The organism is Paenibacillus sp. FSL P2-0322 (genome assembly GCF_037975315.1).
Lineage (GTDB): Bacteria > Bacillota > Bacilli > Paenibacillales > Paenibacillaceae > Paenibacillus > Paenibacillus polymyxa_B.
Genome location: NZ_CP150243.1, coordinates 4,181,101 through 4,202,823 on the forward strand (window position 1 = coordinate 4,181,101; position 21,723 = coordinate 4,202,823).

The following is a 21,723-nucleotide window of genomic DNA, read 5'->3' on the forward strand; positions in this document are numbered from 1 at the left end:
TCCGTTTGCGAAAATTTATTGGGTGGGAACAGTCAGTGTGCCGGATTTGATTTTTTCCTTTAAATCATCCAACAACTTTTGCTGATCCGGATTCAGTGTCACGACACGAATAGGCGCTAAACCTACGCCATCTTCTGCAAGACCAAACACCATATCCTTCTCCGTAAATTTTCTTTGATGATCTGCAAAGCCTTTGATTGCTGTATAAATTGCAATGTCTACATTTTTAAACATCGAGGTCACTACCGCTTTTTCCGCAATAAAAAACTGGTCACTATCGACCCCGATGGCTAATTTTTGCTGCTTTTGCGCTTCCTGTAGCGCACCTACACCCGTAAGACCTGCGGCTGCAAATATAACATCAATCTGATCCTGATTAATCATGTCATCTGCAATTTCCGTACCCAGTTCCGGCTTTCCAAAATCTCCTGCATACGTTGCAGTAACTTTGGCATTAGGCTTGACTGATTGCACCCCTGCGCGATACCCAATTTCAAATTTTTTCAACAAAGGAGATTCCGCACCTCCGAGAAAACCTACCTGTTCGGTGCGACTCGTCAAACCCGCAACGACCCCAGCCATAAAACTGCCCTCTTCTGCTTTGAAGCTAATAGAGGCCACATTCGGTAAATCTGATTTCTCATCCACGATTAAAAATTTACGGTCTGGATATTTTTTGGCAATGGACTCCAAGCTGTCCTTCACCATGTAACCCAGCCCAATGATTAAATCCGCTTTTTCTTGAGCAAGCTGCTCAAAAGCCGCATCATACGTCTTGGTCTCAGTTATTTCCCGGTATTCAAAAACAATCTTCCCCTCATCCCTTGCCTTGACCAAACCTCGAAAAGCCGCGTCGCTGTAAGATTGGTCACCCAGACCAATATCTGACAGTACGATTCCCACCTTAATGGGCTGAGCCTTGGTTTGTGCTGCCGACTGCCCACATGCACTTAGCAATAATGCAAAGACTGTGACAATGGGAATCCACCTAAAATTTAATAATACAGCTCGCTTTTTCATGACATATCACCTCAGCATAATTTGGAAATCCCCAACATCTTTATATCGGTTATAAAAGCATATTTTTTCATAAGAGTTTCTGTAAATTCATTGTAAATAGAACATGATAAATAAGATTATTTTTCTCTATATGTAAAAAATGTATATTTTTATGCTTCTTTTATTATACGAACTGTCCAAATTCACTTATTTTCGTTTATATCGTAAGAATAAAGTGTAATTTGGAAAACATAGGTACTCTGAAACCATCACTCTATTTCAATTCGAAAGGAGCAACATTAAAAATGACTTCGACAGATTTAATTCCACAGCCCAAAACTTATGGTCCCTTAGGTAATCTGCCCTTGATCGATACACATGCCCCTGTCCAGTCTCTGGTTAAGCTTTCTTATGAGTACGGTCCAATTTTTCGCATGGATCTGCCTGAAGGAACGAACATTTATATTTCCGGTCATAAGTTGGTCGCAGATGCTTGTGATGAATCCCGTTTCGACAAACAAGTGTGGGCTCCATTACAAAAAGTACGAGCTTTTGCAGGAGACGGACTATTCACAAGCTGGACTGAGGAACCGAACTGGCGCAAGGCCCACCAAATTTTGCTGCCAAGCTTCAGTCAGCGGGCCATGAAAGGTTACTACAATATGATGCTTGATCTTGCTGTTCAACTGATACAAAAATGGTCTCGGCTCAATCCCGATGAAAGTGTAGAGGTTCCGGAAGATATGACCCGGCTGACTTTGGATACGATCGGATTATGCGGCTTTAATTATCGTTTTAACAGCTTCTACCGCGATCAGCCCCATCCGTTCGTGACCAGCATGACACGCGCATTAGATGAAGCGATGGGTCAGCTGCAACGCCTTAATCTGCAAAACAAGCTGATGTTATCGAAGAAAAAGCAGTTTAAAAACGATATCGAAACGATGTTTTCTCTGGTAGACAGCATTATTCAAGAACGCAAAACCCTTGGCAACCAAGGAGAAGAGGATTTACTGGCACGTATGCTGGAAGGCAAAGATCCAGAAACTGGTGAGACGCTGGATGATGAAAATATCCGCTATCAGATCATCACCTTCCTCATCGCCGGTCATGAAACGACCAGTGGGCTTTTATCCTTTGCCATTTACTATTTGCTTAAGAATCCGCGAACGCTAACCAAGGCTTATGAAGAAGTGGATCGCGTGCTCACCGATTCGCTGCCTTCTTATACTCAGGTTCGTGAACTCAAGTACATAAGGATGATACTGAATGAAGCTCTGCGACTATGGCCGACAGCGCCCGCCTTCTCTCTCTTTGCCAAAGAAGATACGTTGCTCGACGGAACCTACCCACTTAAAAAAGGTGACAGCGTCAATGTACTCATTCCAAAACTGCACCGTGATACCGAGGCTTGGGGCGAAGATGTTGAGGAATTTCGACCGGAACGCTTCGAGGACCCATCCGCCATTCCGCAAGATGCCTACAAACCGTTTGGCAACGGTCAACGCGCCTGTATTGGACAGCAGTTTGCCTTACAGGAGGCCACTCTTGTGCTGGGTATGGTACTGAAACATTTTGAGCTGATTGATCATACTCATTATGAGTTGAAAGTCAAAGAGACGCTCACACTCAAGCCGGAGGGCTTCACCATTCAAGTACGCCCGCGCAGCACACAGACTGCTGTCATGCTGCCAGGTGCCGTTCAAGAACTTCATGAACAAGAGGAACACAAGGTTGCACCCCCCCATGCCGAAAAGCATGATACTTCTTTGCTGTCTTTGTACGGCTCGAATCTGGGTACAGCTGAGGGACTTGCAGGTGAACTAGCCGATTTAGGTCGAAATTGGGGTTTCAACAGTAGCATAGCAACTCTGAATGATCGTGTGGACAATTTGCCTAAAGAAGGCGTGGTACTTATTACGACCGCATCTTATAATGGGCATCCGCCGGACAATGCTGATGCCTTTGTACAATGGTTGGAGCAGGCAGGCGAAGGGCAACTGGCAGGCGTAAGATATGCTGTATTCGGCTGCGGCGACCGCAATTGGGCCAGCACGTATCAGCGTATTCCAAGGCTGATCGACGAGCTGATGTCTGCCAAAGGGGCAAAGCGACTGTATGACCGGGGTGAGGGCGATGCCAGCGGTGACTTCGAGAAGGATTGGGAAGCCTGGAACCACGGCTTATGGCCGGATTTGTTGAATGCTTTCGGGGTAGAGCACAATGATACAGAACCGCAGGACAGCAACAGCCTGAGCATAGAGTTCGTCAGCGCCATACTCAGTACACCTCTTGCAGACAACTACGGAGCAGTTACCGCCGTCGTTACAGCGAATCGTGAGCTGCTTGCTGCTGAAAGTGAACGTAGTACACGACATCTGGAGCTCAAATTACCAACCGGATTGTCCTATCGCGAAGGTGACCACCTTGGTGTGTTGCCGCGTAATCCTGCTTCGCTAGTCAAAAGGGTGATGCAACGCTTTAAATTACAGGAACAGGATTACATCGTATTGAGAGGCAGTGACCGGGATGCGGCGCATCTCCCCTTAGATCGGCCTGTCAGTATAGGAGATTTGCTCACTCTCAGTGTGGAACTGCAAGAACCGGCAACGAGAGCCCAGCTACGGCAACTGGTATCCTTTACAGTGTGTCCACCGCACAAGAAAGAAATTGAAGCTTTGCTGGAGGATACTACCTTTGATCGAGAGATACGACAGAAGCGCGTCACGATGCTGGATATTCTGGAGAAGTATCCAGCCTGCGAGCTGCCATTTGAAAACTTTATCTCGCTGTTACCACCACTCAAGCCTAGGTACTACTCCATCTCAAGCTCTCCGCTTGAATCGGATAATTCGGCGAGTATAACAGTGGGCGTCGTGCGTGGACCAGCCCGTAGCGGACAAGGTGAATACCTAGGAATTGCCTCCAATTATTTAGCACAGCTCCAACCAGATGATTCAATTGTCATTTTTGTGCGTAAGCCTCAGTCGGGCTTCCGATTGCCAGAAGACCCGACCGTGCCTGTCATCATGGTCGGTCCGGGCACTGGAGTGGCACCATTCCGCGGATTCCTCCAGACACGCCATGTACTTAAGGAGAGAGGAGAACAGCTCGGCGAGGCTCATCTATACTATGGCTGCCGTAATCCTAAGCTCGACTATCTGTACAAGCAAGAGCTGCAAGCCTGGGAGCAAGAGGGAATCGTTACGCTTCATACAGCCTTTTCACGTCTGCCCGATCAACCCAAAAGATACGTGCAGCATGTCATGAAGGAAAATGCGGACGCTCTGATTCACTTGCTTGATGAAGGAGCGCATCTGTATGTATGCGGTGATGGTAGCCGGATGGCTCCCGATGTAGAAGACACCCTTTGTGCTGCTTACGCGGAAGCACACCATACCAGTAAAGAAGAAGCACAGCAATGGTTGGATCGTCTCCAACAGGAAAAACGCTATGCCAAGGATGTCTGGACAGGCATCTAATGTTAACAATATAAGAGCAAGCATCATGTTAAAAAATAAAAGGGACTGATTACTGGGCTTCGATCTCGTCGCAGTAGTTCAGTCCCTTTTATGATTATCTTTCACTCCATTTGGAAGCAATCACATCTACTTTGCTTTCTATTAGGTCCATAACCTCCTCGCGCTGCCTAGCCTTGAATAAATCAATCATGTCGATCAAGTCGTTGCGGTCTAATAATTTAACCCCGTTGACAGCAGCAAGTGTTTTACAGGATTCCGTATAACGGCCGGAGGTGATGACGAGGGACTTGTCAGCTGCATAATAACGCATAGAGGTATAAATCTCCTGCACTGCTCCCAAGCCTACCGGATGTTGTACCCCATAACGTTTGGCCTGTATGACAACTCTGACGCCTTCACGGTCTGTAAAAACCAGATCCGCTCCAAAATCCCGGCTACTGGTTGTTTTATAGATGTCCTTATAGCCAAGCGCGGATAATAACCGTTGCAAATAAAGTTCAAATTCCGAGCCATCCTCCATACGATCTATATCCTGAATTCCAATTTTGCGTGGGTCCAGATCACGTAAAATCCGATTTCTGCGACTACGTATCAGTCCTCTGATGATGAGCGCAAACAACACTAAAAGTACAATGAGTCCTATTCCTAATTCCTTGTATGCCAATAATTTCTCTAGCAACATCCAACTCTCCCTTTTCTACCATAAGCGTAGCCATATCATCCTTGACAGGACACTCCCCTATGCACGCTGGCACCCGTATTACATCTGTGTTATCACATAACAATAGCCCCGCCAGATTCGACGGGGCTATCTTCGTCTTGCCTCAAAGCTGTCTATCTAAACTCCATACTCCGCATCATTATTCACGATTCAGCAAAGATTCTCCGGCAATACCAGGCTGAGTCATTTGGTACGGGTCCAATATAATGTCCAGCTCCTCCTCGGTCAGTACATTGTACAGCAAGCACAACTCACGCACCGATTTCCCAGTCGTAATTGCTTCGCGAGCAATACGTGATACCACCTCATATCCAAGATGCGGATTAAGCGCTGTAATAATGCCTACACTGTTCTCTACATATTCACGACAACGCTCCACATTCGCTTCAATCCCTTCCACACAATGAATGCGGAAGACGTGGAAGCCCTGCTTCATAATTTCCAGCGATTGCAGCAGATTGTAGACCAGTACAGGCTCCATCACATTCAGCTCGAGCTGACCAGCCTCTGAAGCCAAGCAGATTGTATGATCATTACCAATGACCTGAAAAGCAATTTGGTTAATGACCTCACACATCACCGGATTTACCTTGCCCGGCATAATGGATGACCCTGGCTGACGAGCAGGCAGACTCAGTTCTCCCAGACCTGCACGAGGTCCGGAAGCCATTAACCGGATGTCATTTGCCACCTTAGACATATTCATCATACAAATTTTCAAGGCAGCAGACACTTCAGTATAAGCATCCGTATTTTGTGTAGCATCTACAAGATTTTCGTCAGCTTCCACAGGGAAGCCACTGACTTCTGCCAGTACCTCTGCGACACGCTGAATATAACGACGGTCTGCATTCAGGCCAGTACCCACCGCAGTTGCACCCATATTAATCGTTAGCAGGTGCTGCTTGGTCGCACGGACGCGTCCGATATCACGACCCAGCACACGCGCATAAGCCTGAAACTCCTGCCCTAATCGTATGGGCACTGCATCCTGCAAGTGAGTCCGGCCCATTTTAATCACACTATCAAACTCATTTGCCTTCCGGGAAAATGCTTCCTGAAGCTCACTCATGGTAGCTAACAGCTTATCAATCATACTTAATACAGCCAAGTGTACGGCTGTAGGAAAAGCATCGTTCGTCGATTGCGCCATATTAACATGATTATTAGGACTGATCTCCTGATAATCTCCGCGTTGCTTGCCAATCAGCTCCAACGCACGGTTCGCAATCACTTCATTTGTATTCATATTAATGGACGTGCCTGCGCCGCCCTGAATCGGATCGACGATGAAATGATCATGCAACTGTCCTTGTATAATCTCATCAGCAGCCTGAATAATGGCCTCTGCTTTGGGGCGATGTAAACGGGTTAGTTCCATATTTACCGTCGCTGCTCCCTTTTTCACGATCGCCATGGCTTTAATCAACTCAGGGTGCAGTCTTTGGCCTGTAATTGGAAAATTTTCTTTTGCTCTCAGCGTTTGTACACCGTAATAGGCATCTGATGGCACTTCCTTGGTACCTAAAAAATCATGCTCCAACCTCATATTCTCTGATTCCTCCGCTGTGTTTGCTACGTTCTTCAATTCAGTACAGCCAAATTGACATAAAAAGACCTTTTCTGATCCCCTCTTTATTATACGTTTCTATTCCCGAGCTTTTCCAGTCGAATAAACGCGGAAAAAGCTATGTAATCCTATGACAAGTTATGATTACCCGTATATACCACACTTATTCGGTAAATGCTCAGCTATGACTAGAATACAGATTTAATGGCTTATAATAATATCGAGTGGCATGAAGCTGACCATCGGCTGATTGAGCATAACCCGGAATAACACCAGCTTCTACGAACCCGATCGACTCGTATAGTCCATTGGAGGGATCACCCACCCGCGTATCGAGCACCAGTAACGTTCTATCCTGACTTAGTGCCTCTTCTTCCGCTACCTTCATTAACTGTCGTGCGATCCCCAGTCTGCGTCCGGACGGATGCACCATAAGCTTTGCAATTTCCGCACGATGAATAGCGTTAGCTTTTTGAGCCAAATACAGCTGTACCGTCCCTACAGGTACTCCGTCCTTCTCAGCAATCCACAGAACTACACCGTCCTCAAGTACATTGTTCCAATAAGCTGCTGCTTCCTCATAACCTAATGGGGGTAAGAAACCTATAGATGCACCGTCTGCAACCACGTCGATTAACAGTCGACTCAGTGAATCTGCCAGGGCTTCGCTCAGAGCTTGAACAGGGTAGACTCTCATTTCGTTAGACATTGTGATTCCTCCCGGTGAGTTCGATAACATACAATAAAGAAAGCAAACTATCTTTTGAGGATAGCTTACTTTCCATAATACTTCGTTTACTTCATCATTCTTATTTCCATTACTGCTCTGCCATATAAAAGAACTCCCACAGATGACCATCCAAATCCTGAAAGCTCCATCCATACATAAAACCATGATCTTGAGGTTCGTTCGAGGGCTTACCGCCCGCTTCCAAAGCCTTGTGGACGATCTCGTCCACCTTTTCTCGGCTCTCTACCGATAAGGCAACAATCGCTTCTGTACTTTTTGTAGCATCTGAAATTTCTTTTGTCGTGAACGCTTTAAAACGTTCTTCAACCAATAACATGACAAAAATATGCTCACTAACAACCATACAGGTTGCATGTTCATCAGTGAACTGAGCGCTGAATTCAAATCCGATGGTAGTGAAAAAATCAATGGACTGTTGCAGGTTTTTAACTGGTAAATTCACAAAAATTTGTTTAGCTGTTACTCCCACGACATTTCACCTCTTCATTCGTAATTCATTCTACTTTTTCATACTACCTATCCACAAAAGATAACTTAACTATCGTATAAAGTCAATCAATCTGACATTTGTGTAATGAAGTCTCCTATTCCCAAAGTAGCTTATCCAGTGTGCGTGATAATACAATCGCTGCTTCTGCCCTCGTCACAGATGTATCCGGGCCAAAACGGCCTTTCTCGTCTCCCTTCATAATACCTAGTCCAGACAAAGTCTTCACAGCCGGAGCTGCCCATGTAGAGATCTCCTGCGCATCCGATAATGATACAGATATACTTTCACTCACTTCTCCTGTATGTTCTTCTGTGTTCCCAGCGAAGCGCAAGGCTCTCTCTATGATCACAGCCAGTTCCTCCCTCGATACCGGTGTATTAGGACGGAAGCTTCCGTCAGCATAGCCGTTGATCAGCCCGGCTACTGCTGTGGTACGTACGGAATCCGCATACCACGATTCGGTTTGAACGTCGTCAAAGCTCGTCAGCGTGCGATCTGTACGCTCCAGTCCAAGCACACGAACCAGCATCGCTGCCAGTTCAGAGCGTCGCATCTGGCCTTCAGGCTCAAAATGCATGTTCGCTAAGTCCCTTTCATGAGTCGCACTAGCTGTAGACGCTGTTGAATCGGTCCCCGTCACAAGCAGGCGAGTCGCCAGCCGTGTAATGTCTTGCTGCGCCCAATGGCCGGATATATCCATGAACGTTCTGACTTCACCAGAAGCCCCGCCATCAAGCACAGCGTAAGTCCCTCCCGAACGTCCATACACGGTTATTTCCTCACTCGCAGCGTGAAAAGGAACAGGCTGATAGGACAGCTGTCCGGCTTGGTTGGTCGATACCTTCACTACAGCAAGCTGGTCTGCATCGACCGTTGCAGGAACACGTAACAGATAACGTTCATACCCACTACCAGAGTCTCCGTTACCTGCCAAAAGCTGTTTCCGTCCATCCTCGTTTCTCAGCTCAGCGGCGATATCCAAAGCCTGTAACAGTTTGCGCCCTGTCGGAACATCCAAGCGTTTAGCCAATTCTTCGTTCAAAGCGACGGAAACATTCAAGGAAATTTGTTTTACAGGCACCTGCCAGGTATCAGCCAGTTTCTGAAGAGACAAACGACTTGTCGCTACTTCATATCCACCCTGTGGCGTTTCCACTCGAAGAGTACGAATACGGTCGTTCAAGACGGCTCCCAAAGCTTCACCGTTTAAATGAACCTCGTACGTCCTCGCTTCTACTTGCTCCCCTGCACGGATCACAAGCGTACCCTTCGCGCCATTTTGAATGGCCTTTTGTATTTCAGCAGCCGGTACTTGAGCAACTGCCTTTTTCAGTCCGTTTTGCTCCACTCCGATCATTACAGACTTGACTTGCACCACATTTGTACCAGACAGGCTGCTTCCATTGGGTTCACTACTGGCAGTCTGACCCTGCCCATTTACCGTTCCATTCATGTTACTGCTACTGCTATTCCCAGCGTTGGCGTTTCCAACGTTATCCTGCTGATCCTCATCGTCATTTCGGCCACTCCCACCATCTGTTGGTGGTTCTTCCGTTTTGCGCGGCAAATCTATTTGCGCAACCAACGGATCATGATCGCTGACCCGCCCGTCTGCCGTACTAAAGTCTGCATTCATATGAACGATATCCAGCACGGATGTTTTGCTTAGTGACGGGCTGACCAGCATATGATCCAATGTTTGCGAATTACCTTCATAAATATAGGAGTACCGTTCCTTTTCATCCAAATTGTCAATCAGATTGGTCAATTCATGCCCCCGTAGCAAAGCCAGCGTTTCAGAAAATTGAAAATCATTCAGGTCACCGAGCACCACCATATTGGCCTTGGGGTTTACTTGCAGTACCGACTTTACAAAGCCATTCACAATCGTTGCAATCTTCGCACGCTGTATTTCGCTGCTTCGCACAGGCGGCTGAATTCCTCCAAATGGCGCTTGATCGCCCCCTTTGGAATTAAAATGGTTAGAGACCACAATCACCTGCTGGCCTTCAAACTCAAATTCAGCGGCCAACGGCTTGCGCGAGTCTTCAAATGACGCATTCAGGGGATCAATCCGACCCGGGTTGAGAGAGAGTCCCTGCACTCCATAAGTGACAGACGTAACTGAATCCCCCTTGGGCTTGTCGGTCAGCGTAACACGTTGCGGATTGTACAAGAAGCCAACACGGATATTGCCACCGGGGGCACCGCCATCCTTATTATTTTCAGGGGCAATATCTGTAAAAGCGTACTCCGGGCCTCCATGAGCTCGAATCGCCTCTATGAGCACGCGGAAGCTTTCGGAAGCGTCTGTGGTCCCATCGTCTTTCTCACCGTTATTATCCTGCACTTCCAGCAATCCTATGATATCCGGATGATTCAAATTTACGGCAATAGCCTGCCCCAGCTGATCTATTCGTTTTCCATCACCGGGATCAAAGTTTTCCACATTAAAAGAAGCTACTGTCAGCTTACGATCATCGCGTATCAAACGCGTGTTGGTTGGCTGGAGGCCACCTGATACAATACCAGGCAGACGTTCTGGCAACAGCTTATAATTGCTAAAGCTATAGCTCACCACACCTGTGATAGGACCCGCAAAACGATCGCCTGTTTTCAAAGGAGCCGAAGGCTTCGCATCAATCAGAATCCGTTGCGGGTTCAGACTTCTTTCTGTCAGCATGAGTCCGCCTGCCTCCGTTACAACCTCACCTGTGTTTGGACCGTTATCAATTCGGACTGGAATTTCATAACCATAAGGACCAATCACAGTGGCATCCTTCAACTCTACACGCATGCCTTCCAGGCTTTCGAAAAAGTCCAAGCCATCCTCCTGTGGATCAAACACCGTCATTCCGTCATTATCCACAACAGATGTCGGCATCACACGTCCCTGTTCACCTAGCAAAATTGGAGATGCCAATGGACGGTCATTGGCAATTACCTTAACCGAAGAAGCCACAATTTCTGTGGTCGTCAAGTCGATTGGCTTACTTGCATATGTTCTTTCCGTGTATTCCTTCACCGAACCGCTAACCCTTACCTCATCCCCTACCTGTGCACCGTGACTAGGCTTGTACACTAAAATGGCCTCGGATGTTTTTTCATCCTGATCCACTTGATCATCCATCTCTTGGATATAGAAGCTGCTCCCCTTCACCATCGTGACAACGCCTTCAATATCCGCTACTTTTTGTCCTTCATATGGAGAACGGTGTGCTCCCCCCTGTATATCGTGGATGCGAGGCTTTTTAGGAAAATAGACATCTGCATATACACTTGCCCCTACAGTTACGGGTGAAGGTTGCACCTCTTTTCCTGCAAAAGATGCAGGCTCTGCCGAAGCTTTTCCACTGGACAACCCTACCGGCCCTCCATCCGAAAGCACCAGTATGGCACTGAGCCATGTGATCCCGAACCTTTTTAATTTCGTGGGTAATATTTTTTCTATGTATTCTTGTTTCATCAAAAGATACTCCCCTCCCCATTTTTACTATGATTACGCTTACAAATATATTCTTCTTTTAAGATACCATAAATTAGTCAATTTAGTACCTGAATTATGTAAGGATTTTGCAAAATTCGATTCCAGTCGCTCCAAAGTGCAAGATATAGACGCACTAGACCACTTCGGTCTATATATTGTTCATTGGAAGTCGCTTATTGGATTTTTGCAAAACCATCATATAAAAATGAATTCTTCTTGCCGTAGCATATTCAGATCAAATTATTGTAAACTTGTTCTAATACAGAAAAAGGTGGCACATACGCTATGGAGCATTTGCTTAACGATCAGGTTAAAAACATTCAAATCAGCGGCATCCGCAAAATTGCCAACAAAGTTGCGGCATTACCCGGAACCCTGTCATTAACGATCGGACAGCCGGATTTCCCTACCCCTGCGCATATTATGGAAGCTGCCCATCGGGCGATTAACGAAGGACGCACCTCCTATACACCTAATCCGGGACTGCCGGAATTAAGAGAAGCCGCAGCGGCGTTTGTAGCTCGTAAATACGGCCTAAATTACCGTGGACAGGATGAGGTTATCGTAACGAACGGAGCCAGTGAAGCGCTGGATATTACCTTACGCACGATTTTGTCACCTGGCGATGAAGTCATTCTGCCAGTGCCGATCTACCCAGGGTACGAGCCATTGATCCGTTTGTCAGGCGGCATTCCTGTGTTTGCCGATACCCGCAGTAGCGGCTTCAAGCTCACGGCCGAGGTGCTGGAGCCTTATCTGACCGAACGGACAAAAGCAGTCATTCTCGGATATCCTTCGAATCCAACCGGACGAGTGATGAGCCGTGAAGAACTGGAAGCGGTCGCGGATTTACTGAAGGAGCGTGATCTGTTTATCATTTCGGATGAAATATACAGTGAACTGATTTACGATACCCCCCACGTGTCCATTGCAACTCTGCCAGGTATGCGTGAGCGCACCATCGTCATTAACGGTCTGTCCAAATCACATTCCATGACGGGATGGCGCATTGGTTTTACACTTGCACCCGCTGAAATTACACAGCACATGGTCAAAGTCCATCAGTACAACGTAACCTGTGCCAGCTCGATTAGCCAATATGCTGCCCTGGAAGCCTTGACCACTGGTGTCGATGATGCACTTCCGATGCGTGAGGAATACCGCAAGCGTCGTGATTATGTACATGGAAGGCTGACAGACATGGGTATCCCGCTGGAGAAACCCGAGGGAGCCTTTTACCTTTTCCCTTCCATCGCGCATTTTGGATTAAGCTCTATGGATTTTACCTTGAAGCTGCTGGAAGAGCATGGAGTGGCTGTCGTACCTGGAGATGCCTTTTCTTCCTATGGCGAAGGATACATTCGCTTGTCTTATGCTTACGGGCAGGATGTGCTGGAGCAAGGGTTGGATAAAATAGAGAGGTTTGTTAGAGGGTTATAGGGAGTTAAGGCGGGAGGAGGCGCTACGCAGTCCTTTTGATCTTCCGATCGCTGTTGCTGGGGGATTCTTGGATTGGATAAAACATTTATAGGTAAGAATCCCACAGCAAAAGCGAACACTACCGCTTCTCCAGATTCAAATGGCCCGCTTCGCTCACTGCCCGCCTTAAAATCCCACAATTCTCTAACGTGTGTGTGGAGTATGGGGAAAAGAAGTACAATACTCACCCGCTTTTACACGGTGAATAAACAAAACAGGCCCTTGAACCACCTGTACGGATGGTTCAAGGGCCTGTTCGCTCTTCCTCTACTCCCTCATCTGGTGTGGGATTAATGGGTGCGTACCTTTAAGCACGGTGCAGCGGAGGGGGCGGAATGGTGCTGGACAAGCGAAGCGGTCGCCTTTAAATTCCGATTTTCACCTTTAAATATTCAATCAAAAAAATCGGAATTTAACAGCGATGGTAAGCACCATCCACCACCGCAGCGACCTTTAAAGCACCAACCCCTAATCCCAACGCCACTCCCCTACTTTAAATGCATTTTGAATTGCAGGAACAATTCATTGTAATGAGCGAGCATGCGCTTGCCCAGATTGTTGTATACTTCCAGCTTGTCAGTAATTTCCGACGGAGGATAAAAACGCTCGTCACCAGAGATATCTTCAGGCAACAACTTCTTTCCATCCTCATTAGGTGTGGAGTATCCTACAAACTCGGCATTTTGAGCGGCTACATCGGGCTGCATCATGAAATTGATGAACTTATGGGCCGCATCCACATGCGTAGCGGTTTTTGGAATAACCATATTATCAAACCACAAGTTGGAGCCTTCATCTGGCACGATGTAATCGAGCTTCTCGTTCTCATCCATGATTTCAGACGCATCACCGGACCATACAACGCCGGCAGCAGCTTCCTCGTTTGCCAGCAGCATTTTAATCTCGTCACCGACAACCGCTTTGACATTAGGCGCTAATTTCTCCAACTTCGTCAAAGCCTGCTGTAAATGTGCCTCATTCGTATCGTTCAAGGAATAGTGAAGGCTGTTCAGTGACATTCCTACGACTTCCCTCGCACCATCAACCAACAGTAGGTTATTACGTAGCTTTGGATTCCACAGACCGTTCCAGCTATGAAAATCAATGCCTTTCGTCAGCTCAGGGTTAAACACAATCCCGACTGTACCCCAAAAATACGGTACCGAGTATTCATTATTCGGGTCAAACGAAAGGTTTAGAAAATGAGAATCCACATGCTTCAAATTCGGCAGCTTGCTGTGGTCCAACGGGAGCAACAAGTGCTCCTGCTTCATTTTAGCCAAAGCATATTCCGAGGGAACCGCTACATCAAACGAAGTTCCTCCCTGCTCGATTTTCGTCAGCATCGCCTCATTGGAGTCAAAGGTCTGATAAATGACAGTAATCCCCGTCTCCTTCTGAAACCGTTCCAACAGCTCGGGGTCAATGTAGTCTCCCCAGTTGTACACCGTCAGTGTGTTGCCACCGGAGTAGCCTTGACTGGAATTAAGCCATGCTGCACCCCCCATCAGACCAAACGAGATGATGAAAATGGACAGAAACACGCGCACAAGTGACTTCATCTAGGCACCCCCATTTCTGCCGCAGGCTCTTTTTTACCATTACGATTCGCCTTGCGCATAATAAAGTAGTAACCCACCACCAGCAGCACAGTAAACAGGAAAATGAGCGTGGATAGCGCATTGATGGACAAGGAAACCCCTTGACGGGCACGTGAGTATATTTCCACCGATAAGGTCGAATAGCCACTACCTGTCACAAAAAAGGTCACCGCAAAATCATCCAGCGAGTATGTTAACGCCATAAAGAAGCCCGCATAAATCCCTGGCTTGATAAAGGGTAGAATCACCTTGGTCAGCACATCCATTCGGCTGGCACCCAAATCACGCGCGGCATCGACCAGAGATGGACTCATTTCCTGCAACCGCGGCAAAATCATAATGACCGCAATCGGCACACTAAATGCAATATGGGATAATAAAACGGAGTAGAAACCCAGCTTAATCCCTACCATCGTGAACAAAATGAGGAAGGAAGCGCCAATAATGACGTCCGGGTTCACGATCAATACATTATTGAGCGATAGCATCGTGTTTTTGACTCGACGGTTCTGCATCTGATGAATAGCCAGCGCCCCCATAATGCCAATAATCGTAGCCAACGCAGACGACAGCAAAGCAATCACCAAGGTGTTAATGACAATAATGATCAAACGGGTGTCTGCAAACACCTCTTTGTAATATTGGAGTGTAAAACCTTCAAACTCATGCATCGTCCCGCCACTGTTGAAGGAATAGTACATCAAATACAAAATAGGTGCGTACAACACGAGAAAAACAATCACCAAATAAATATTCCCGAATCGGTTTTTATTTACCATGCCGCACCCTCCGTTTCGTTCCCGAGGTGAGCAGCATAATGATCCCCATCGCCAAAATCAGGAACACGGCAACCGTAGAGCCCATACCCCAATCCTGAGTAACCAGAAAATGCTGCTCTATCGCCGTCCCCAGTGTAATCACACGGTTACCTGCAATCAGGCGGGTAATCATAAACAGCGACAATGCTGGAATAAACACAGCCATGCAACCGGATCGCACACCCGCAAGCGTTAACGGGAAAATAACCCTGCGAAACGCGGTCCATTTGGAGGCTCCCAAATCACGGGCTGCGTCCAGCAATGACGGGTTTAACCCTTCCAGCGCGTTATAGATGGGCAAAATCATAAAAGGCACAAAAATATAAACCGACACAAACACAAAGCTGGAGCTGGTAAACAATAATTGCTGACCACCCAACCCAACCATACCTAACACCGCATTCACTGGGCCATAGGTACCAAAGATCCCGATAAAAGCATACGTTTTGAGTAGCAAGTTAATCCAGGTCGGCAAAATAATGAGCAACAGCCACAGTTGCTTATGCTTGGTGCGTGTGAGCAAATATGCTGCCGGGTAAGCAACTAACAGTGAAAATACAGTGATCAGAAATGCATACCAGAACGAGCTAAGCGTCATGCTCAAATAAACAGGTGTCAGAAACTGAGCGTAGTTGTTGAAGGTGAGATGACCATCCACATCAAATAATGAATAGTAAAACACAAGTACAACCGGAGCTGCCACGAACAGCACAATCCATAAATAGTAAGGCAGCAGATACGCTGCTCTTGTATTACCGGACATGCTGATCCACCTCTTCATAGGCTTCCAGACGCCGATCAAATTCTTCCTCTGTTTCCCCGAACCGCATCACATGGATCGCTTCCTGGTCAAATCGCAGACCGATTTCACTGCCCAGCTCCGCCTTTTTGGTAGAATGTACGAGCCACTCCTGACCCGAATCATCATAGCAGCTTATTTCATAGTGAACACCTCGGAACAATTGGGTATCCACTTTTACACGTAGCTTGCCTTCAGCCACACTCGTAATCTCCAAGTCCTCTGGCCGGATCACAATTTCAATGGGCTCGTTCGGACGTAAGCCTCCGTCAACACATTCAAACTGTCGACCGTTAAATTCCACTTGGTAATCCGCAATCATCCGTCCTGGGACAATATTGGATTCGCCGATGAAATCAGCAACAAACCGATTAATCGGCTCATCATAAATATCATTAGGCGTACCACTCTGCTCAATCTTACCTTTGTTCATGACAAAAATTTCGTCCGACATGGCCAGCGCTTCCTCCTGATCATGCGTAACGAAAATAAAGGTAATTCCAAGGCGCTGCTGCATTTCGCGCAAAATGTACTGCATTTCTGTACGCAGCTTTAAATCCAGTGCAGACAACGGTTCATCCAACAACAGAACATCAGGCTCATTGACGATAGCCCGTGCGATGGCTACACGCTGACGCTGTCCCCCGGACATCTCAGAAATTTCTCGCTCACCGTAGCCTTCCAGATTGACAAAGGACAACGCCTGTGTCACCTTCTCCTGAATGTCCTTTTTGTTCATCTTTTTGATGCGCAGACCAAAGGCTACATTTTCAAACACATTCAGATGCGGAAATAGCGCATAATCTTGAAAAACCGTATTGACCTGCCGCTCATTGGCTGGAACACGATTAATGAGTTTTCCATTTAAATAAATAGAGCCTTCTGTCGGCTCCGCAAAACCTGCAATCATACGCAGAATCGTTGTTTTACCACAGCCGGAAGGACCCAGCAGTGTATAAAATTTACCACGCTCAATCTCAAAGCTGACGTCCGCCAGCACTGGGGGATCGTTGTCATATTGCTTGGTCACCCGTTCAAATCGGATGATGGTTTGCTCTCCCATAACACCCTCCTTCAAAAATTCGACTTCATTCCATTTCATTCTTTTCATTAAACATAATTATTCAGGGCGTATCATTTACCCTTGAGACTTCCATGTAAAATAGTCTGTCAGCACACGAATGGCTACACCAATCGCTTCCTCCGCAGGTTCCAGCTTCGCATGATGCAAACCATAAGGCGTATCAACACCAAGCCAGAACATCAGACCGGGAATTCGCTCCAGAAAATACCCAAAGTCTTCTCCGGTCATCGCTTCTCCGCATTCAATAAGCTGCACATCCTGCCGATTACGGACCCAGTTCATAAATTCCTCGGTCACCTGAGCTTCATTGTACACTTGCAAATAGTTTGAGCCATAGTGAATCTCTGCATGGCATTCAAATCCAGCTTCAACACCGCGTACCAGCGCTTCAATCCGTGATTTAACCAGCATCATTGTATCGGCTGACAACGTTCGAATCGTACCCTCCAAACGGGCGGTTTCCGCGATAATATTCTGCTTCGTGCCTCCGCTAACCTTACCCACGGTAATGACCGCTGCATCGAGTGGATTCACATTACGGGCTACAACCGTCTGTAATTGTCCCACCAGTTGGCAAGCAGCTACTACCATATCATTCGCCTTGTGTGGATACGCAGCATGCCCGCCCATACCCTTCAGGTCGATGAAAAGCTCCGACGTATTGGCAAATAGGATGCCCGGGCGAGTCGCAATTGTACCGACAGGATATTCAGGTGCAACGTGCAGCGCGACAATTTCATCGGGTATCCAGTCTGCCAGCTCCGTGCTGTCCCGCATAGGCAAGGCTCCGCCCGGCCCTTCCTCAGCCGGTTGAAACAACACAACCAGGTCATCCTTAATCGGATGGCTTGCAAAGTGAGTAACAATTCCCAATCCAATCGTCATATGTAAATCGTGTCCACAAGCATGCATATAGCCGGGATGAGTCGAACGGAAATCGTAACCTGTCTCTTCTTCAATCGGCAAACCATCCATATCACAACGATATCCATAGCGGCGTTCAGGAGCTGTTCCATGAATGAACACTAACACGCCCGTACGCCATGTACGAATTTCCAACCGCTCCTGAGGGAGCGTTTCCAAATAATCCAGCAAATATTGCTGTGTTTTGTATTCCTCAAAACCTGGCTCGGGAATTTGGTGTAAATCTCTTCGTATTTGGACAAAAGAACGATAGTCGACCGTACTCATTACCGCTACGCCTCCTCTTTATAGCTCATCAGCTCTTATCTGGCAAAAGAACAAAAGGACAAAAGCCCGGCGCAGCCGCCGAGCCTTGTCCGTTGTGCTTCGTCCCTAAGTTATGCTGTCAGTGCATCATGCTTCTGACAAGGAATCGTTCACCTTTGGTACATAAAAAACTTTTGCCTTCTTACAGAACGCGCAGTTCTTTCAAAATCTCAGTTTTAGATTTGGTCTTATCGTCGACCTGTTTGATCACACGTGCAGGTGTACCCGCCACTACGGAGTATTCAGGCACATCTTCAGTTACGACAGCTCCGGCTGCAACAACTGCACCTTTACCAATTCGCACGCCTTCCAATACGACCGAATTCGCACCGATCAATACATCGTCTTCTACTACAACTGGCTGTGCAGATGGTGGTTCAATGACACCCGCCAGGACAACGCCTGCACCGATGTGACACATGTTACCTACTTTAACACGACCGCCCAGCACAGCATTCATATCAATCATCGTGCCTTCACCAATGGTGACACCGATGTTAATCACTGCACCCATCATGATGACTGCGTTGTTACCGATGCCAACCATATCACGAATATATGCGCCTGGCTCAATGCGGGCATTGATGCCTTTCAGATCGAGCATAGGAACAGCAGAGTTACGGCGGTCATTTTCCACCACGTAGTCTTCTTCTTTCGCGTTTGCGCTATCCAGTACAGGCTTGATATCAGCCCAATCCCCAAATACAACACCACTGTCTCCAGAAATAAAAGCTTGAACATTCTCGCCAAAAGATGCGGAAGCCAAAGCTCCTTTTACATATACTTTAACAGGCGTCTTTTTCTTGCTGTTTTTAATCACGTTGATGACTTCTTGTGTATTCATTTCGATGGACATAGTAAATCTAACAACTCCTTCATCGCTTCATACGACTTCGCAAGCCGGAATGATCTTATTCTCTCATCCTTTATAGCACAAAAGTGCAGGTCTCGCAATTATAGATTAGACCCTTATAGCTCTAACCTAGCCCTTAAAATAACTATTTTCAGCGGCATGACTGCCTTAAATTCATAATTGTAAGCCGCCGACCACCCCACACCAAAGTAGGGTTATTTATTAGCTTGCAGGCTCTCCAGCGATGTATAAATGAAGGATTCGAATCCTTCAGCAGGTTCACCTTGTGGAATGTTCACTTTCACGATGAAACCGCCTGTTTTATTTTCTACAACAATATATTGTTGTGTGATCTTCGAACCGCTCACTTGCAAGAACAGACGGCTGCTGGTCAGCTCTTGAGGGACGGATGCTTTGTCCAGCTTTTGCACCTTGCCGATGGAAGCTAGATCCTTTTCGCCTTCTTTTTGAAGCTCATCCAGATTAAAATCGGAGGGCAGCTTTGTAATTTCAGCATAATAGTTATCATCTACAGCCAAGGCAACACGGTTTTGATCGGGAAACAGGGACATCGGATCAAACACATACAGTGAATATCCCTCTCCTTTTGCCAATGTTGCTGTCTGCTTTTCCTTTTTTCCTTCAAGGGTAAGCTCAAAAGCTTGAGTTTTCGAGCGTTCCCCGCCTGCTAGTTTACCAGAACTTCCGTTTTGACTGCTATCTGTTGCAGCCTCTGTTTTTTGTATTTTCGTTAAAGTCAGTTGCTTCGCCGTCGCGTCGCCCTCTACTGCTTTCTCGTTATATTCAAACGCTACTGTATCGCCTTCTTTAAGACCAGCTATTACCGTGTCCAGTCCCTCCCCCAATTGGAAGGATTGGGCTTCGCCATTGGTTTCAATTTCAACCGTATGGGGGTCAGCAGCTCCATTGTATACACCTGTGCCTTTTTTAACCTCCGGCTCAGCGATTGGCTCCGGTTTAACTTGCGGCTGCTGTTGCGTTTGCGGTTGGTCTGACCCTTGAGGTACGGTGTTATTGGTTTGCGGTTTCGTTCCACAGGCTGACAGAGCCAGCACTGCCACTACAGTCAGTAGTATGATTGAAAATGTGTTTTGTTTTTTCATAAAATCCACCTCCACTATGATAGACGAGCTTGTGCAGCAAAAGTTCTACGCAGCATCTCACTTAAAATCCTACCTCCTGCTCCCGTTTATAATATTCTCAGGATTTTGCAAAATCCTAATACCACGGGAATGTCAGGTACGGTATAATGGGCTGTATTAAACCTATTTTTCGAGATACCGCTTGGAAGGAACATAGACGTATTTACTTTCTTCCATACGGATGGAGCTGCCACATGAATCAAGCACACAAACCGTCGTTTTCCTTTGAATTATTGTACATCGTAGGTATTATCGCTATTTCGTTCTCCTCGATCTTCGTAAGATGGTCTGAAGCCGAGGTGTCCGTCATCGCTATGTACCGTTTGTACCTAACCAATCTGATCATGCTGCCTTTGGTCTGGAAGTACCGCACTGAGCTGTTTAGCCTGACCCGCAAGCAGTGGATGCTGATCCTCTGGTCCGGTATTGCGCTGGGGCTGCATTTTTTGCTCTGGATGGGCTCACTGCGACTGACCACCGTTGCAAGCTCTACCGTTATTATGACATTGGAGCCGATCCTTGTCATGCTCGGTTCTTTTTTGTTTTTCCGGACGGGCACGAATCGCGCTATGCTCATCGGAATGGGTATGGCTTTTATCGGCTCACTGGCCATCGGAGCTGGAGACTTCCATGTCTCGGGACAAGCCCTGCTCGGGGACGCACTGTCCTTCTTGGGTATGGTAGCCGTGTCCATCCATATGCTAATGGGCAAGCATCTGCGCGAGCATTTGAGCGCGTTTGTGTATAATTTTTGGGTTTTCGCCATCGCAGCCACCTCACTTGCGCTGTATAATGTGGTCAATGCTATTCCTTTTACCGGATACGCTCCACGGGAATGGGGACTGTTCCTGCTGCTTGCCATTGTGCCTACGCTGTTCGGACATTACCTGTTTAACTGGCTGCTCAAATACATTAACGCCACCGCGGTGTCGATGGCGGTACTCGGCGAGCCCGTTATTTCTTCCCTGCTAGCTTGGATGCTGCTCGGGGAAAGGCTGTCTACTTTACAATTTGGTGCAGGCTTTTTCATCCTGTTCGGGGTATGGATTTTTATCCGATACGGAGCGGATTTTAAAAAGAAAGTCATCCACCAAAGTGAGTTGCCCGACACTGAGCATCCCCTGAAGGCCAGCTCTTAACTTATTTACCCCATTTTCATAAACCATACTCAACGGATTAAATTTACTGTTAAATAA

16 protein-coding genes are annotated in these 21,723 nt (G+C 47.0%); 3 read left to right on the forward strand and 13 right to left on the reverse strand.

Annotation, left to right across the window (positions count from 1 at the left end; translation table 11 throughout):
- Positions 1–15: 15 nt before the first annotated feature.
- The gene (locus MKY24_RS18375; RefSeq protein ID WP_310166870.1) at positions 16–1,020 is read right to left on the reverse strand and encodes a BMP family ABC transporter substrate-binding protein; all 1,005 of its coding nucleotides are present in this window, start codon (positions 1,018–1,020) and stop codon (positions 16–18) included.
- Between the two features lie 284 nt (positions 1,021–1,304).
- Between MKY24_RS18375 and MKY24_RS18380 the strand changes: the two genes are divergently transcribed.
- A complete protein-coding gene (locus MKY24_RS18380; protein WP_339200570.1) occupies positions 1,305–4,481 on the forward strand; it encodes a cytochrome P450 in 3,177 nt (1,058 codons plus the stop codon).
- Between the two features lie 94 nt (positions 4,482–4,575).
- On the opposite strand, the gene MKY24_RS18385 is transcribed toward MKY24_RS18380, so the two are convergent.
- The 5 genes from MKY24_RS18385 to MKY24_RS18405 all read right to left on the reverse strand — a co-directional run bounded on the left by MKY24_RS18385 (position 4,576) and on the right by MKY24_RS18405 (position 11,479).
- Positions 4,576–5,163 (reverse strand): restriction endonuclease, encoded by a 588-nt coding sequence (locus MKY24_RS18385; RefSeq protein WP_023989579.1) that lies wholly within the window; start codon positions 5,161–5,163, stop codon positions 4,576–4,578.
- Positions 5,164–5,341: 178 nt separating this feature from the next.
- Entirely contained in the window at positions 5,342–6,751 is a 1,410-nt protein-coding gene (gene aspA, locus MKY24_RS18390) for an aspartate ammonia-lyase (RefSeq protein WP_013311251.1), read from the reverse strand.
- Positions 6,752–6,950: 199 nt separating this feature from the next.
- A complete protein-coding gene (locus MKY24_RS18395; protein ID WP_339200571.1) occupies positions 6,951–7,481 on the reverse strand; it encodes a GNAT family N-acetyltransferase in 531 nt (176 codons plus the stop codon).
- Positions 7,482–7,590: 109 nt separating this feature from the next.
- Positions 7,591–7,992 carry a VOC family protein gene (locus tag MKY24_RS18400; protein ID WP_023989581.1) on the reverse strand — a complete coding sequence of 134 codons (402 nt, stop codon included), beginning with the start codon at positions 7,990–7,992 and terminating at the stop codon, positions 7,591–7,593.
- 115 nt (positions 7,993–8,107) lie between these two features.
- Entirely contained in the window at positions 8,108–11,479 is a 3,372-nt protein-coding gene (locus MKY24_RS18405) for an S-layer homology domain-containing protein (RefSeq protein WP_339202363.1), read from the reverse strand.
- A 306-nt stretch (positions 11,480–11,785) separates the two neighbouring features.
- On the opposite strand from MKY24_RS18405, the gene MKY24_RS18410 reads away from it, so the two are divergent.
- Positions 11,786–12,940, forward strand: a complete 1,155-nt coding sequence (locus MKY24_RS18410; RefSeq protein WP_053325829.1) for an aminotransferase A — start codon at positions 11,786–11,788, stop codon at positions 12,938–12,940.
- 527 nt (positions 12,941–13,467) lie between these two features.
- Here the strand turns inward: MKY24_RS18410 and MKY24_RS18415 are convergent.
- From MKY24_RS18415 to MKY24_RS18445, 7 genes are all read right to left on the reverse strand, one after another.
- Positions 13,468–14,541: an ABC transporter substrate-binding protein gene (locus tag MKY24_RS18415; RefSeq protein WP_076157256.1), complete on the reverse strand. Its 1,074-nt coding sequence runs from the start codon at positions 14,539–14,541 to the stop codon at positions 13,468–13,470.
- Entirely contained in the window at positions 14,538–15,359 is an 822-nt protein-coding gene (locus MKY24_RS18420; protein ID WP_023989585.1) for an ABC transporter permease, read from the reverse strand. The genes MKY24_RS18415 and MKY24_RS18420 overlap by 4 nt, the downstream gene beginning before the upstream one ends.
- Positions 15,349–16,161, reverse strand: a complete 813-nt coding sequence (locus MKY24_RS18425) for an ABC transporter permease (RefSeq protein ID WP_023989586.1) — start codon at positions 16,159–16,161, stop codon at positions 15,349–15,351. Before MKY24_RS18425 ends, MKY24_RS18420 begins: the two co-directional genes overlap by 11 nt.
- On the reverse strand, positions 16,151–17,260 hold the full coding sequence (locus tag MKY24_RS18430; protein WP_023989587.1) for an ABC transporter ATP-binding protein: 1,110 nt from the start codon (positions 17,258–17,260) through the stop codon (positions 16,151–16,153). Before MKY24_RS18430 ends, MKY24_RS18425 begins: the two co-directional genes overlap by 11 nt.
- Before the next feature lie 75 nt (positions 17,261–17,335).
- On the reverse strand, positions 17,336–18,472 hold the full coding sequence (locus MKY24_RS18435; RefSeq protein WP_068942451.1) for an N-acetyldiaminopimelate deacetylase: 1,137 nt from the start codon (positions 18,470–18,472) through the stop codon (positions 17,336–17,338).
- 181 nt (positions 18,473–18,653) lie between these two features.
- On the reverse strand, positions 18,654–19,367 hold the full coding sequence (dapD, locus tag MKY24_RS18440; protein ID WP_013311259.1) for a 2,3,4,5-tetrahydropyridine-2,6-dicarboxylate N-acetyltransferase: 714 nt from the start codon (positions 19,365–19,367) through the stop codon (positions 18,654–18,656).
- Between the two features lie 212 nt (positions 19,368–19,579).
- On the reverse strand, positions 19,580–20,488 hold the full coding sequence (locus MKY24_RS18445) for a hypothetical protein (RefSeq protein ID WP_339200572.1): 909 nt from the start codon (positions 20,486–20,488) through the stop codon (positions 19,580–19,582).
- A 233-nt stretch (positions 20,489–20,721) separates the two neighbouring features.
- On the opposite strand from MKY24_RS18445, the gene MKY24_RS18450 reads away from it, so the two are divergent.
- On the forward strand, positions 20,722–21,666 hold the full coding sequence (locus MKY24_RS18450) for a DMT family transporter (protein WP_053325833.1): 945 nt from the start codon (positions 20,722–20,724) through the stop codon (positions 21,664–21,666).
- Positions 21,667–21,723: the final 57 nt, after the last annotated feature.

Coding starts and splice junctions, on each gene's coding strand:
- MKY24_RS18395 (WP_339200571.1), bottom strand. CDS start 7,481: ATGTCTAACGAAATGAGAGTCTACCCTGTTCAAGCTCTGAGCGAAGCC.
- MKY24_RS18420 (WP_023989585.1), bottom strand. CDS start 15,359: ATGGTAAATAAAAACCGATTCGGGAATATTTATTTGGTGATTGTTTTT.
- MKY24_RS18435 (WP_068942451.1), bottom strand. CDS start 18,472: ATGAGTACGGTCGACTATCGTTCTTTTGTCCAAATACGAAGAGATTTA.
- MKY24_RS18405 (WP_339202363.1), bottom strand. CDS start 11,479: ATGAAACAAGAATACATAGAAAAAATATTACCCACGAAATTAAAAAGG.
- MKY24_RS18375 (WP_310166870.1), bottom strand. CDS start 1,020: ATGAAAAAGCGAGCTGTATTATTAAATTTTAGGTGGATTCCCATTGTC.
- aspA (WP_013311251.1), bottom strand. CDS start 6,751: ATGAGGTTGGAGCATGATTTTTTAGGTACCAAGGAAGTGCCATCAGAT.
- MKY24_RS18430 (WP_023989587.1), bottom strand. CDS start 17,260: ATGGGAGAGCAAACCATCATCCGATTTGAACGGGTGACCAAGCAATAT.
- MKY24_RS18445 (WP_339200572.1), bottom strand. CDS start 20,488: ATGAAAAAACAAAACACATTTTCAATCATACTACTGACTGTAGTGGCA.
- MKY24_RS18415 (WP_076157256.1), bottom strand. CDS start 14,541: ATGAAGTCACTTGTGCGCGTGTTTCTGTCCATTTTCATCATCTCGTTT.
- MKY24_RS18450 (WP_053325833.1), top strand. CDS start 20,722: ATGAATCAAGCACACAAACCGTCGTTTTCCTTTGAATTATTGTACATC.
- MKY24_RS18410 (WP_053325829.1), top strand. CDS start 11,786: ATGGAGCATTTGCTTAACGATCAGGTTAAAAACATTCAAATCAGCGGC.
- MKY24_RS18380 (WP_339200570.1), top strand. CDS start 1,305: ATGACTTCGACAGATTTAATTCCACAGCCCAAAACTTATGGTCCCTTA.
- dapD (WP_013311259.1), bottom strand. CDS start 19,367: ATGTCCATCGAAATGAATACACAAGAAGTCATCAACGTGATTAAAAAC.
- MKY24_RS18425 (WP_023989586.1), bottom strand. CDS start 16,161: ATGTCCGGTAATACAAGAGCAGCGTATCTGCTGCCTTACTATTTATGG.
- MKY24_RS18385 (WP_023989579.1), bottom strand. CDS start 5,163: ATGTTGCTAGAGAAATTATTGGCATACAAGGAATTAGGAATAGGACTC.